The organism is Kribbella sp. NBC_01505 (genome assembly GCF_045040285.1).
Classification (GTDB): Bacteria; Actinomycetota; Actinomycetes; order Propionibacteriales; family Kribbellaceae; genus Kribbella.
The window spans coordinates 1,180,112-1,193,900 of sequence record NZ_CP109425.1; the positions used below are offsets into that span (position 1 = coordinate 1,180,112).

At 67.5% G+C, this 13,789-nt stretch carries 11 protein-coding genes; 6 read left to right on the plus strand and 5 right to left on the minus strand.

All coding sequences use genetic code 11. The features are described 5' to 3' along the window. Window positions 1–85: 85 nt before the first annotated feature. The 3 genes from OG474_RS05270 to OG474_RS05280 all read left to right on the plus strand — a co-directional run bounded on the left by OG474_RS05270 (window position 86) and on the right by OG474_RS05280 (window position 5,440). Window positions 86–160, plus strand: a complete 75-nt coding sequence (locus OG474_RS05270) for a 50S ribosomal protein bL37 (RefSeq protein WP_369759046.1) — start codon at window positions 86–88, stop codon at window positions 158–160. Between the two features lie 325 nt (window positions 161–485). Continuing rightward, window positions 486–2,978, plus strand: a complete 2,493-nt coding sequence (locus tag OG474_RS05275; protein ID WP_405061051.1) for an NB-ARC domain-containing protein — start codon at window positions 486–488, stop codon at window positions 2,976–2,978. Beyond that, window positions 2,975–5,440 (plus strand): ATP-binding protein, encoded by a 2,466-nt coding sequence (locus OG474_RS05280; protein ID WP_405061052.1) that lies wholly within the window; start codon window positions 2,975–2,977, stop codon window positions 5,438–5,440. Before OG474_RS05275 ends, OG474_RS05280 begins: the two co-directional genes overlap by 4 nt. 8 nt (window positions 5,441–5,448) lie before the next feature. On the opposite strand, the gene rsrA is transcribed toward OG474_RS05280, so the two are convergent. From rsrA to OG474_RS05295, 3 genes are all read right to left on the minus strand, one after another. Then, complete coding sequence (rsrA, locus tag OG474_RS05285) at window positions 5,449–5,727, minus strand: mycothiol system anti-sigma-R factor (protein ID WP_405061053.1); 279 nt, start codon at window positions 5,725–5,727, stop codon at window positions 5,449–5,451. Continuing rightward, a complete protein-coding gene (locus OG474_RS05290; protein WP_405061054.1) occupies window positions 5,724–6,347 on the minus strand; it encodes a sigma-70 family RNA polymerase sigma factor in 624 nt (207 codons plus the stop codon). Before OG474_RS05290 ends, rsrA begins: the two co-directional genes overlap by 4 nt. A 125-nt stretch (window positions 6,348–6,472) precedes the next feature. Continuing rightward, a complete protein-coding gene (locus OG474_RS05295) occupies window positions 6,473–7,114 on the minus strand; it encodes an alpha/beta family hydrolase (RefSeq protein WP_405061055.1) in 642 nt (213 codons plus the stop codon). Window positions 7,115–7,235: 121 nt separating this feature from the next. Here OG474_RS05295 and OG474_RS05300 point away from each other — a divergent pair, with 121 nt between their 5' ends. After that, a complete protein-coding gene (locus OG474_RS05300; protein WP_405061056.1) occupies window positions 7,236–8,810 on the plus strand; it encodes an FAD-dependent monooxygenase in 1,575 nt (524 codons plus the stop codon). Window positions 8,811–8,836: 26 nt separating this feature from the next. Next, window positions 8,837–9,424, plus strand: a complete 588-nt coding sequence (locus tag OG474_RS05305) for a helix-turn-helix transcriptional regulator (RefSeq protein WP_405061057.1) — start codon at window positions 8,837–8,839, stop codon at window positions 9,422–9,424. Here the strand turns inward: OG474_RS05305 and OG474_RS05310 are convergent. Further along, entirely contained in the window at window positions 9,421–10,212 is a 792-nt protein-coding gene (locus tag OG474_RS05310) for an SOS response-associated peptidase (RefSeq protein ID WP_405061058.1), read from the minus strand. The genes OG474_RS05305 and OG474_RS05310 overlap by 4 nt on opposite strands. 134 nt (window positions 10,213–10,346) lie before the next feature. Beyond that, on the minus strand, window positions 10,347–11,018 hold the full coding sequence (locus OG474_RS05315; protein ID WP_405061059.1) for a hypothetical protein: 672 nt from the start codon (window positions 11,016–11,018) through the stop codon (window positions 10,347–10,349). A gap of 462 nt (window positions 11,019–11,480) precedes the next feature. On the opposite strand from OG474_RS05315, the gene OG474_RS05320 reads away from it, so the two are divergent. Continuing rightward, on the plus strand, window positions 11,481–13,706 hold the full coding sequence (locus OG474_RS05320) for a sigma-70 family RNA polymerase sigma factor (protein ID WP_405061060.1): 2,226 nt from the start codon (window positions 11,481–11,483) through the stop codon (window positions 13,704–13,706). The last annotated feature ends 83 nt before the right edge of the window (window positions 13,707–13,789 follow it).

The window sequence follows — 13,789 nt, forward strand, 5'->3', positions numbered from 1 at the left end:
GACCGTGACCCCCGGCCCGACACGAGCAACTGTGCGTGGTATGAGAGACTGTGACTCTTTGCAGTTGTTTCTAGGAGGCTTTGAAATGGGCAAGACCGGCCGCAAGCGTCGTGCGCGCAAGAAGAAGGGCGCGAACCACGGTAAGCGCCCCAACGCCTGAACGCAGGCGACTACGCAAAGCGAGGACCCCGGCCGAAAGCCGGGGTCTTTGCAATTTGGTCACAACGCACGCCAGACCACCTTTCCCAGAGGTCCTGTATTCGGAGCGTCTCCACCCGCATACTGAATGCGATCTTCAAACGCCTGTTGGGTATTGTCTTGCACGAAATCGTGCGGAAACGTGAAGCGTCTCAGCAGACCCTCGGACGGCCGCCAGCGACCCCGGGGTGGATAACTCCAGCGAACCGTCGGTGGAGACTCCTATTGTTAGCCCCGGACCACCCGCCCTGGCCGTCACCCAGGAGTGGGCTGATTGCAGGAGGGAGGTGGGTCAGCTGACCGAAGAGAGCCTGAGCGATCTGCTGCGCAGGTACCGCGGCCGCGCAGGGCTGACCCAGGCCGCCCTTGCGGCCAAGGCCGGATTGAGCGACCAAGCCATCAGCCTCCTGGAACGCGGCACCCGCACCCGGCCACGCATCGATACCATCCGCACCCTCATCCAGGTGCTGGATCTGAACGAGGATGAAGCCGACCAGTTCATTGCCGTTGCACGAGGCAAGAGCCTCCCCGCCGATGAGCCGGAACGCGGCGCAGGTCCGGGTGCCAACATTTTGCCGAGGCCCTGGCAGCTGCCACCGGCCGTGCCTGACTTCACCGGCCGGATTGCTCAGATCGAGACAATTCTGGATGCGCTGCGAATTACCGACGGAACGCCACGTACGTCAGTGGGTCTGGTGGCCGTGACCGGGATGGGCGGGATCGGCAAGACCACTCTTGCGGTCCAGGCCGCCCGCAAACTGGTCGACAGCTACCCGGACGGCCACCTCTACCTCAATCTCCGCGGATACGGACCCGGACGATCTGTCTCGACCGCGGAGGCAGTGCGTCAGCTCCTGCGATCCCTGGGGACGCATCAGCGGCTCGTTCCGGACGACATCGACGAAGCCGCCGGCCTGCTGCGGTCCCAACTGGCTGGCCGACGTGTCCTTCTCTTCCTCGACAACGCCGCGGACGTGGCCCATGTCATGCCGCTGCTACCAGGCAGCCCGAGTTCCGCTGCGATCATCACCAGCCGCGGCTCCCTGACCAATCTGGCGGGCGCCCGGCAGATCCGGCTCGAGGTGCTGTCGCAGTCGGAATCAGTCGAACTGTTGTCCGGCGTTGTCGGCAATGCGCGTATCACGGCCGAGCCGGCAGCAGCCGAAGCCCTTGCATCCTTCACCGACCGGCTTCCGCTCGCGGTTCGGCTGATCGGCGGACGCCTTGCCGCCCGCCCCAACTGGCCCGTACAGCACCTCGTCGATCTCCTCGCAAACGAGGACCGCAAACTCGACACTCTAGGCTCCGACGAATCCGGCGTCCGCGCCAACATCGCCGGCTCTGTCGAGTTCCTCCGAACCAGTGACCGCGCGCTCGACCGCAAAGCCGCCCAAGCCCTGCCCCTGCTGAGCATCCCAGACGGCCCTGACCTGCTCACCGTCGTCGCGGCCGCCGTACTCGACATGCCCCTGCGTGCGGCCAACAGCATCCTTGAACGTCTCGCCGACCTCAATTTGATGGAATCCATCAGCCCCGAGCGCTACCGCTTCCACGACCTAATCCGCTTCTACGGCCGCGAGCTCGCCGAGGAGGCGCTCACCGCATCCGATCGGCACGCCGCTCTGGAGCGGCTGCTGCGCTTTTACATCGGCTGCGGCTGGCAATGCCAGGCACAGACGCACCCGGGCAATCCCCGGCTAGCACTCGGCACTGTCCAGCACCAGACCATGCCGGCGTTGAGTGAACGGTCTTCCGCACTCCAGTGGTTCGATGCCGAGCAACGCAACCTGATGGATCGCTTTGCCCAGGCCATGGCGCTGCTCCCGGGCTCGGCGCTCCTGCCGGAACTGGCCCTCGCGATGTTCGCGTACCACGTGCTGCGCGACCGCTGGATAGAGATGCAGGAGATGGCGCGCAGCACCCTCGAGGTGGCCAGGGCTCACGATCTCTCCTTGACCACAGCATGGCTGCAGCACGATCAGGCGATTCCTATCGTCGAGAACGGGCATCTCGAGGCGGCAGTGCCGTACCTGACCAGAGCCCTCGCCATCTTCCGGGACGTGAGTGACCTCAGTGGCCAGGCGCGGTGCTGCTCCACGCTGACCTACGTGCTCTCGAGCCTCGAACGCACGGACGAGGCTCTACAGTTCGGTGAGCAGTCCTTGGAACTCAGCGAGAAGCTCGGCGACGTCGTTCTGGAAGGTGTCGCACACTCTGCACTAGGAGTGCTCTCCAACGATTCCGGCGACTTTGCTCGCGCGACGGCAGAGTTCGATTGCGCCATCCAGCTGGCCGAGTCGAAAGGGCAGTGGCACTCGGCGTTCCAGCGCCGCCTCAGCGCCTGCGCTTCGCATCTGAGGGTCGGCAGGTATGACGACGTCCTGGCCTACCTGGCCGACACGGACTCAGACGACGTAACTGATCGAGTCGACCGTCATCTCAACCTTGCACTCGCCTACGCGGGCCTGGGCGACTACGCCAGGACGGTGCAACATCTCGAGGGCGGATTGCTGCATGCCCACCGAAGTGGCAACGACAGGCGCGAGGGAGACTTTCTGTTCCATCTAGCCGAGCTCAAGGCTGTCTCAGGCGACTGGGAGGACGCTACAGCGAACGCCGAAGCAGCCGTCGCTGCGCTTGCCCGGATCTCACCATATCGCGCCGGGTTGGCCCACCAACTCCTCGATCATCTGCGAGCGAGACGGCCCTACGCCTACGCTGCCATTCCCTATCCGGACTTCCTACACCGGAGTGGACCACGACGAGCGGGAGGGCGGTGAGTCGGCTGACCGACGAGAGTTTGAGTGACCTCTTGCGTAAGTACCGGGGACGGGCCGACCTGACCCAAGCCGCACTAGCAGCCAAGGCCGGGTTGAGCGACCAGGCCATCAGCGTGCTGGAGCGCGGGACCCGTCGGCGGCCCCGTATCGATACCATCCGGGCCCTCATCAAGGTTCTTCGGCTGGACAAGACCGAGGCCGCCGAGTTCCTTGCCGTTGCAAGGGGCAAGAGTCAGCCGGCCGAGGCTGATGCGGAGCCGATTCCGGCGGGTGAGCTGTTGCCGATGCCCTGGCAGTTGCCGCCGACGGTCTCCGACTTCACTGGGCGGAATGCCCAGATCGAGGCGATTCTCGATGTTTTGCGACTTCCGGAGAGCGCCCCCAGTGCGGCGGTCGGGCTGGTTGCGGTGACTGGGATGGGGGGCATCGGCAAGACGACGCTGGCTGTGCACGCTGCGCACAAACTGGTCACCACCTATCCGGACGGCCACCTCTATGTGAATCTGCGCGGATACGGACCGGGTAAGCCGATGTCGACGACGGATGCGTTGCGGAATCTGCTTCGCTCCCTCGGTGTGGAGCTGCAACTCATCCCCGACGAGGTCGAGGAGGCCTCGGCGCTGTTGCGGTCGCAGCTGACCGGCCGCCGATTCCTGCTGTTCCTGGACAACGCTGCCGACGTACAGCACGTCATACCGTTGCTTCCGGGCAGCCCCGGGAGTGCTGCGATCATCACCAGCCGTGGGTCGCTGGCGAACCTTCCCGGCGCGCGGCAGGTACGCCTCGACGCCCTGTCGGAGTCGGAGTCGTTAGCGTTGCTTGCCGGCGTCGTCGGGCCGGGCCGGGTCGCCGCCGAGCCCAAGGCGGCCGAGGTACTGGCGGCGTTTACCGGGCGGCTGCCGCTCGCGGTCCGGCTGATCGGGGGCCGGCTGGCCGCGCGGCCGAACTGGCCGATCCAGCACCTGGTCGATCTCCTCGAGGACGAAGACCGTCGGCTGGACAGCCTGGGTTCGGATGAGACCGGGGTCCGGGCCAACATCGCCAGTTCGTTCGACTTCCTCGAGACCAGCGACCGGCCCCTCGACCGCGAGGCCGTGCGCGCGCTCCCACTGCTGAGCATCCCCGACGGCTCGGATCTGCGCACCCCGGTCGTGGCCCGGCTCCTCGACGTACCGGTTCGCAAGGCGGATGCGCTGCTGGAGCGGCTTGCCGACCTCAACCTGCTGGAATCCCTTGCACCCGAGCGATATCGCCTGCACGACCTGATACGCGCCTATGCCCGCGAGCTCGCCGAGGAGACACTGACCGCTGCCCAGCGGGATGCCGGGCTCGAGCGCGTCCTGCGCTTCTACATCGGTTTTTCCTGGGCATGCCAGGCATTGACCCATCGCACCAGCCCGCGCCTGGGGTTCGCCACCATCGCGCACACACCGCCGCCGACGGTCATCGACGTGGCGAAGTCGCTGAACTGGCTCGACGCCGAGCATCAGAACGTGATGGATCGCTGGCAGCAGGCCCTCGGGTCGACGCTGGCCGATTCACCGTTGATCCCGGAACTCGTGCTGTCACTGTTCGGGTACCACGAATCCCGGTCCCGCTGGGTCGAGATGCGTGACATGCACCGCGGTGTCGCCGAGCTCGCCGAGAAGAACGGGCTGGCCCCGATGGCGGCCTGGCTGGCACATGACACCGCGATCCCAGAGGTGGAGAACGGCAGCCTCGACGAGGGAGCCACGCTGCTGCTCAAAGCTCTCGACATGTTCCGGGCGGTCGGCGATCTGCGCGGACAGGCTCGGTGCGCCAGCTCGGTAACCCATGTCCTCGGTCGCCTCGGTCGCACCGACCAGGCTCTGGAGCTCGGCAACGAGGCCCTCCGACTCAGTCAGGACATCGGTGACACAACGGTCGAGGGAGTCACGTACGTCGCACTCGGCGGGCTCTACGACCGGCGCGGAGATTACGCGCGGGCCGACGAGTCGTTCCAGCACGGTGTCCAGCTCGCCCAGCGGATCGGCGATCTCCGCTCGATCGGCAAGCGGTACCTCAACACCGGCTTCTCACACCTTCTGGTCGGCCGCCTCGATGATGCGGTCGCGCCACTGCTCAAGTGCATCGAAGCCGGCAAGCAACTGGGCAACGACGACGTCGAGTCGCAGGGCTGGCAGTGCCTCGCCGCCGTCTACGCTGCCCAGGGCCGGTATCGGGAGGCTCACGAGAGCATCGACGCCGGCATGGCACTCATCCGCAGGCATCGGCTGCGCGAAGGCGGCTTCCTGCTGGAGCACGGCAAGGTCAGCGCAGCCGCAGGCGACTACCCTGCGGCCGTCACGTACCTGCGCGCCGCACTGCCCATCCTGCAAGGAATCTCACCACGACTCGAGGCGACCGCGCAGGAGCTTCTGCAGCTCGCGCACCGCGGCAGCCCCTACGCCTATGCCGTCGACAACAACCAACTCAGCTGACGCGAACGTCAGTCCGTGGTGATGATGGTGGTTTCTACCTGGACCTGGGTCAGGCGGAGGAGGATTTTCTGGCGGAGGGCGTCGGGGGCGTGGTCGGAGCCGCAGGAGCGGTGGACCAGCTTCTTGATGCAGCGTTCGAGGTCGTACTCGTCGAGGCAGGGGGCGCATTCCTCGAGGTGCTGGCGGATCTGTTCGGTGCTCGCGCCTTCGAGCTCGTTGTCGATGAAGACGTAGACCCGCTGGAGGATCTCGTTGCAGTCGACGTCGTGGTCCTCGCCGCAGCTCACGACTCCTCCTTCTTCGCGGTCGCGTCGTCGTCCGAGGCGGCGATCAGGCCGCGGTCGCGAGCGTAGTCGGCCAGCAGTTCGCGCAGCTGGCGCCGGCCACGGTGCAACCGTGACATCACGGTGCCGACCGGCGTACCCATGATGTCGGCGATCTCCTTGTAGGCAAAGCCCTCGACATCGGCCAGATACACGGCCAGGCGGAAGTCTTCGGGGATCGACTGGAGCGCCGACTTCACGTCGGAGTCGGGCAGGTGCTCGAGAGCGACCGCCTCGGCCGACTTCAGGCCGCCCGGGGTGTGGGACTCGGCGGCGGTGAGCTGCCAGTCCTCGATCTCCTCGGTCGGTGACTGCGTGGGCTGGCGCTGACGCTTGCGGTAGCCGTTGATGAACGTGTTGGTCAGGATCCGGTACAGCCACGCCTTCAGGTTGGTCCCGGGCGTGAACTGGTGGAACGAGCTGTACGCCTTCGCGAAGGTGTCCTGGACCAGGTCCTCGGCGTCGGACGGATTACGCGTCATCCGCATCGCCGCGGCGTACATCTGGTCGAGGAACGGCAGCGCCTCGCGCTCGAAGCGCGCGGTCCGCTGCTCGGGTGTCTCTGTGGTCGTCGGTGTCGGCATCGTGATCGAGAATACCGGGCTCCGCCCAGTGTTCCGCGCCGGAGCCAGACTCGTTGCCGTCATGCTCATCACAACAAGCCCCGGTACGGCGTAATTCCCGTCGCGGCGGGGTCAGCCGGTGACCACTATCCGGACACTTCCCGGACGACCCACTCGAACACAGCTTCGACCAGGAGCTCGTACGACTCGTCCTGGGTCAGCTCGGCCTTCTTCGGCACCTTGAACGAATGGTCGGCATCCGGGACCACCGCCATCTCGGTCAGCGGCGGGAACTCCTCGGGCGTCCCGAAGGTGTCCCGCTCCCCCTGAACGACAAACGTCGGCAACCCGGCACCCTGCAACTCGGCCACCCGCGACTTCTCCGGCTTGCCCGGCGCGTGCAGCGGAAAAGCAAGAGCCAGTACACCGGACGCTCCCAAACTGCTCGCAGTCCGGCAAGCCACCCGAGCGCCCGCACTCCGGCCCCCGATCACCAGCGGCGTACGGATCCGCAGCTGGCCGACGATCGCGATCCACGCCTCGTCGAGAACCTTCGGCGCCGGCGCGAGTTTCTTACCCGCCCGCTTCCACGGCTGCTCGATCAGAAAAACGTTGATGTCCTGCTTCGGCAGCCGGGCCGCCAGCGCGGCCAAGTCCGGAGCCTCGATCCCCCCGCCGGCCCCATGACCGAGCGCCAGCGTCGCCACCGGCCGCCGAGCCCGGTGCGCCACGATCCGCGCCTCCCCGTGCGGGGTCCCCACAATCCGTTCATCGGTCACCCGCCCCATCCTGTCATCCCCCGTGGGCGCACAGCACCGGCCGCGGAGCCGTGTTGACATCGAGTCTTCATAGTCACATGATTACTAATCATATTATGACTATCAAGCTTCACGCTCGGAGGAGAGCCACATGACAGACGACGTACACGTGCCGGTCCTGGTCGTCGGCGGTGGGCTGGTGGGCCTGGCCACGACGTTGTTCCTGGCCCATCACGGGGTCCGGACGCTCCTGGTCGACCGCCACTCGGGTCTGTCGATCCAGGGCCGGGCCCGGGGCATCAACCAGCGCACCATGGAGATCTACCGCGCACTCGGACTCGAGGCCGCCATCCGCGAGGCGGGTAGGCCGTTCGAGGACGATTGGGGCGTCGCCCGCTGCGAAACCCTGGCGAGCGGCTGGCACTGGCTGTTCGACGACGACGCGCCCCGGAGCTGGCCGAGCCTGAGTCCGGGCGAGTTCTGCCAGGCCGATCAGAGTGCCGTCGAGCCCATCCTGATCGACGCTGCCCGCGGACTCGGCGCTCAGCACCGGTTCGGCACCGAGCTCGTCTCGCTCGACGCCGGTGCCGACGGCGCGACCGCCGTACTGCGTGATCTCGCGACCGGCTCGGAGCAGACCGTGTACGCCGATTATGTCGTCGCCGCGGACGGGCATCGCAGCCCGATCCGGCAGCAGCTCGGCATCGAGCGCACCGGTCCCGGCGTGGTCCAGCACTCGGTGAGCATCGTCTTCCGCGCCGACCTCGCGGAGTTCGTGCCGAGGCCGGCGCTGTTCTGGATCATCGTCAACGAGCACGTCGGAGCCGGTCTGGTGACCACGTCCGAGCCCGACCGGTGGGGCCTGAGCGTCGGCTACGACCCAGCGGCCGGGCAGTCGATCGACGACTTCACCACCGAACGCTGCATCGCGGACATCCGGGCCGCGGTCGGCAGGGACGACCTCCGGGTCGAGATCGAGCACGTGGCGCCGTGGGAACAAGCCATCGGGTTGGCCGATCAGTACCGCAGCGGCCGGGTCTTCCTGGCCGGAGACGCCGCGCACGTGTGGCCGCCGGCCGGCGCGATGGGCGCGAATACCGGCGTACAGGACGGCTACAACCTGGCTTGGAAGCTCGCCGGTGTGGTGCACGGCTGGGCAGGACCGGAACTCCTCGACAGCTATCACACCGAACGGCACACCCTCGCGGTCGAGCTGGCCGACCTCGTGGTGAACCGGCAGCTCAAGCGCAACAGTCAGGAGGCGGAGGACGACACCACCGACGACCAGCTGTGGACTCTCGGCCAGCGCTACTGGTCTGCCGCGATCATCGGTGCCGAGCACGACACCGTGTTCGGCGGCGGCCTGGCCAAGGTGGCCGAGCCGGGCAGCCGCGCTCCGCACCTGTGGGTGGAGCAAGGCGGTCTGCGGATCTCGACCCACGACCTCTTCGGCCGCGGGTTCGTCCTGTTCACCGGCTCGGAGGGCGCGGGCTGGCGGGAGGCAGCCGAGAAGGCGGCAGCCTCGCTCGGCGTTCCGATCAAGGCTTACCTGATCGGCGCCGACGCCGAGCTGCGCGACGTCGAGAACGTGTGGGAGTCCCGCTACGGAATCGGTGCCGGTGGCGCCGCCTTGATCCGGCCCGACGGGTACGTCGCCTGGCTGAGCGATGCCACCGAGCAGACAACGGAGGCGTTGACCGGTGCGTTGCGTCGCATCCTTTGCTGAGCAGCGTTGATGACTACGATGACCTGATGACTGGGCAGCTGGAGGACGACCGGACGGCCGTCCGCCGGTCCCCCCTGGCGATGGCTGTCCTGCTTCTGCTGGCTGCCGAACCCCTGCATCCGTACGGGCTGCGGCAGCGCCTGGTGGAGTGGGACAAGGACCGCGTGGTCAACGTCAGCCAGCCCAACGCGATCTACCAGACCATCCAACGACTCCAGCGCAGCGGCCTGATCGAGGTCCACGAGACCGTCAGGCACGACAAGCGCCCGGAACGTACGACGTTCCGTACGACCGAGCGTGGCGTGCAGCTGTCCACGGCCTGGGTGCGCGAGATGCTGCGCACCCCGGCCGGGGAGTATCCGGAGTTCCCGGCGGCACTGTCGTTCCTGGCTGCGATCCCCCGCGCTGACGCTGTGGAGGCGTTGCGGGAGAGGCTCGCCACCAGCGAGCAGAACCTTGCCGCGTTCGTCGCGGAGACCGACGCCCGGGTCGCTGCACTTGAGGACCCGCTGGACCCGGTCCACCTGATCGATACCGACTATCAGCAGACCATGGCGACAGCCGAGATCGCTTGGCTCCGCCGGCAGCTGGCAGCGTTGGAGCCCCGCGGCTAGAACAGCGTCGTACCGTCTTCGCCGCCTACTGGCGGGGAGCCGTCCGGCGGGAGCGGGTCGAGCAGGTGGGGGCCGTTGTTGCGGACCGAGCCGACGGCCGTGGAGACGGCGTAGGCCTCGAGGCGGCCCGGGGCTGCTGGGACCAGGAGGCTGAGGAGGTCGTCGGGGTCCGAGGACAGTGGGTCGAGCCAGGCGTCGTACCGGTCGCGCTCGACGAGGAGCGGCATCCGGTCGTGGATGCGGCCGAGGTCGTCGGTGGCCGTGGTGGTGAGGACCGTGCAGGTCCAGAGCCAGGCCTCGTCGGACTCGGCGTCGGCGACCGTCTTGTCGCGCCAGATCTCGTAGAGGCCGGCCATCGCGAGGATGCCGCCGTCGGCCGGATGGATGAAGTACGGCTGCTTGACCGGCTTGCCGTCCTTCTTCTCCTCGGCCGTGTACCACTCGTAGTAGCCGTCCGCGGGCAGGATGCACCGCCGTACGGCGAAGGCTTTCTTGAAGGCCGGTTTCTCGGCGACCGTCTCCATCCGCGCGTTGATCAGCCGCGAACCGATCGAGGTGTCCTTGGCCCAGGACGGCACCAGCCCCCACTTGACCGTGGTGAGCTTGCGGATGGTCTCGTCGGGGACCTCGCGGTTCTTCCGCTCGACGACCGCGATCACCTCGTTGGTCGGGGCGACGTTGTAGTTCTCCCCGAGCTCCTCGACCGACTCGCGGACGTTGCCCGCCTGGATCTCGAACTCCTCGACGAGATCGGACGGATTCCGTGATGACGCATACCTGCCGCACATACGAACAGCCTAGACAGCTCCCCCGACAAAACAGCGAAGCAACAAGCGACAGTGGATCGCCCACCCCGTGATGGGCGATCCACTGCCGGCCTGATGCGTCCCGGCGCCCCCCTGTCGGCGCCGGGACGCGGGTTCTAGGGGCGCGCCAGTTCGTCGAGCACCCGCTCGGCCATGGCGTCCGAACCGGGGAGTCCCTCGATCCAGACGCGGGCCAGCTGCGGTACGTCGGTGTCCAGCCGCCACTGGGTGATCAGGGCTCGTACCGTCTCGACCTGTTCCGGCAGGTTCGGGTCGCGGCCGACGAGCGCCGCCGCGCGGCGTGAGCCGACGCGGCCCAGTACGTCACCGCCGCAGAAGACGATCCGCAGGCACTCCGCGACGTCGACGAGGCGGAGTTCGCGCTCGAACGGCGACGTGCCCGGGGGATTGAGCGGCTCGACAACCACCAGTGCGTGGGTCTGCGGTACGGAAGTTCCACGGAACTCCGCCTCTCGGTAGAGCTCTCCCAGGCGGGACCGCAGGTGCGCCAGGCTGGACAGCCCGGTCAGCGGGTCCTCGCAGGACAGCGTGTGGAGGTAGATCAGCGAGGCCTCGGCCCAGCTGGAACTGAGTGCGCGTACCGCGGCGAAAGCCGGCTCGCCCCCGGCGATCGAGCGGTACAGCGCACCCAGCCCATCGAGTGCCTCGAGCAGTGAGACTCCGTCGGCCGCCAATCGGCGGCCGACCTCGTCACTCGCAGGCACGACGTCGGCACCGTCCTGTAACGCCTCGGCAATCGCGAGATAGGCGCTGTGATCGGTACCCAAGCCCCCGTGATGTGGTGCATTTCCCCCGTGCGGTTGTGCCCCGTGCAGGTCCCTCCTCCCGCGCGGTTCACCTGATGACCCCAGATCAGGGGACGACGCCTCCGGCGTACTCCGGGCGGGCGACCCCGCCAGGTTGAGGGACTTCGGCGGGCGCAGGTCGAACCGTCGGCGGATGTCCGCGAACAGTGACATGGCCCTCCTCAAGGCGTCCCTTCAGTCTCCCGACCGGGTGGCCGGAAGCGTCGTTCCAGGGATGAGACAGCCGGGGCCGGGGTTCATGACGCGGATTCCCAAAAGTTTTTTCGCGTAACTTCCGGCCTGGTCATCTCGTCAGGAAAGAGGCACAGTCCGCGTCAGAAAGAGGTGCGTCGCGCCGTCTCTCGTGGGAGCCTTGTCTCCGGCAACGATGTGACAGACGGTGACAACGTCGGCCAGTACAGTGAACGAGAGCACGGGGGAAACATGGAGACGCCGGAAGGGCCGAGCGACGCGGAGCTGATAGCGCGCGTTCGCAACGGCGACCTGGAGGCGTACGGCGAGCTGTTCGGCCGGCACCACCACGCGGCCGAGCGGATGGCTCGCCAGCTCGTTCCGGCCGGGGACGCCGACGACCTGGCCAGTGACGCCTTCGCCAAGGTCCTGGACGCCCTGCGCGGCGGCGGTGGCCCGGACATCTCCTTCCGCGCCTACCTGCTCACGACGGTACGGCGAGTGCACGTGGACCGGATCCGGTCCGGTAAGAAGGTGCAGACCACCGACGACATCGCGGCGTACGAGCGTGAACCGGAGACCTTCGACGACCCGACTGTCACCGGCTTCGAGAGTGGTGCGGCGGCCAAGGCGTTCGCAAGCCTGCCGGAGCGCTGGCAGGCAGTGCTGTGGCACACCGAGGTCGAGGGTGAGAAGCCGGCCGCTATCGCTCCCCTGCTCGGGCTGACCGCCAACGGCGTCTCCGCACTGGCCTACCGGGCTCGTGAGGGCCTACGGCAGGCGTATCTGCAGCAGCACCTGGCCGATGTGGCCGGTGACCGCTGCCGCTGGACTACTGAGCGCCTGGGCGCCTACGTCCGCGGCGGTCTGACCAAGCGGGAGAACCGCAACGTCCGCGAGCACCTCGACGACTGCGCCAAGTGCACCGCGGTCTACCTCGAGCTGGTCGAGGTCAACAGCGCGCTGCCGGCACTGCTCGCTCCGGCCCTCCTCGGTACGGCGGGTCTCGGCTACCTGGCCGCGGCGTCCGGCACGAAGATCGGGCTGGCCGGTGTCTTCATCACCCTGTGGCGCAAGGCCACGGAGAACAGCACCCGGACCGCTGTCGGCGCCGGTGCGGTCGTGGTCGTCGCAGTAGCCGCCGTAGTCGCTGCCATGGCGCTGACCGGCAACGACTCTCCCCCGGCCGCGATCGACAAGCCGTCCGTACCGGCCCCGACCCAGCCTCCGGCGAAGCCGCCGACAGTGCCCCCGGTCAAGCCTCCGACGCAGCCGCCGGTGAAGCCGACGACCGCACCGACCAAACCTCCCACGACGGCGCCGACCACAGCTCCGACCACGCAGCCGACGACCCCCACACCGACCACTCCGACTCCGCCCGTGCCGACGACGCCTGTACTGGACGAGGGCCTGCTGACGATCAGCATCCCGCCGGCCAAGCGGATCGCCGGTGGTGGCAGCGCCCCCGTGGCCATGGCCGAGGCGGCCGGTGGGATGAGCTTCGTGATCACCATCAAGACTCCGGCCGGCAACCTGGAGCCAGTGGTGATCGGGCTCAAGTACGGCAAGTCCTTGGCCTGGCCGCTCAGTGGCAACCCGCGCGGCTGGACCTGTGACAAGGCCGCCGGCGAATGTACGGCGACCAACTCCGCCAAGCCGGAGCCGATGACGGTGTCGTTCGCGACACCGACCAGTGGGTCGGTGCCGGACCGCACGTTCACCGTGTCCGCCAAGACCGGCCGGTTCTACGACGACGACTCGCGCACGCTGGAAGCCCCGCCGCGCACCGACGAGAACCTGCTCAAGATCCTCAACGGCCCCGCCGACGCAGACGTCCACCACCGGGTGCTGACCGTGGCTCCGGGCCTGGAGCGCACCGCCGTGACGCTCAAGATCAGCTATGGCTCCAGCCTGAGCTGGCCGATCGCCAAGAGCCCGCTGGGCTGGAAGTGCTCGTCCGCTACCAAGACCTGTACGTCGCTCACTCCCCTGAAGCCGCTACCGCTGCCCGCCACGTTCAACGTGCCTGAGGGTGGTTCGGCGACCGCTCGCACGTTCACTGTGAGCGCCACGGCCGGGCTGGTCAGTGACGTGGACTCCGAGACCCTCACCGGAGTGCGCAACGACGAGTCGCTGCTGCAGATCCTCACTCCGACGCCGCACGACGATCCGAACCCGTTCGTCTACAACCGCTTCCTCAAGGTCAACGGCGTCACGGATCGCCGCGTCGTCCTCGACATCTCCTGGGGCAGGAACCTGTTGTTCCTGAACGCCCAGGAGTCCGGCTGGACGTGCTCCCGCTCGACCGACGTGCGGAAGGCGACCTGCTGGACCGACAACTACCGCAAGCCGTTCAACTCCGAGTGGACGGCCTGGCCGGGCAAGGGCACCCCGAACACGATCACCGTCCACGCCCGCGTCGGCGGCCGCGAAGACACCGATGCCGTCCAGATCCCACCGTCATCCGGCAGCCGCTGAAATCTGGTTGCCCGGTGCCCTATTCTGGAAATTGTTCGCGCTGACGGAACCGAGTAGCGCCGTACGCCACGTCCGAGAGAGTC

What these genes read in the sequence shown, in the direction of transcription:
- OG474_RS05295 (WP_405061055.1), bottom strand. Translation starts at nt 7,114, where the DNA reads ATGGGGCGGGTGACCGATGAACGGATTGTGGGGACCCCGCACGGGGAG.
- OG474_RS05300 (WP_405061056.1), top strand. Translation starts at nt 7,236, where the DNA reads ATGACAGACGACGTACACGTGCCGGTCCTGGTCGTCGGCGGTGGGCTG.
- OG474_RS05320 (WP_405061060.1), top strand. Translation starts at nt 11,481, where the DNA reads ATGGAGACGCCGGAAGGGCCGAGCGACGCGGAGCTGATAGCGCGCGTT.
- OG474_RS05290 (WP_405061054.1), bottom strand. Translation starts at nt 6,347, where the DNA reads ATGCCGACACCGACGACCACAGAGACACCCGAGCAGCGGACCGCGCGC.
- OG474_RS05310 (WP_405061058.1), bottom strand. Translation starts at nt 10,212, where the DNA reads ATGTGCGGCAGGTATGCGTCATCACGGAATCCGTCCGATCTCGTCGAG.
- OG474_RS05305 (WP_405061057.1), top strand. Translation starts at nt 8,837, where the DNA reads ATGACTGGGCAGCTGGAGGACGACCGGACGGCCGTCCGCCGGTCCCCC.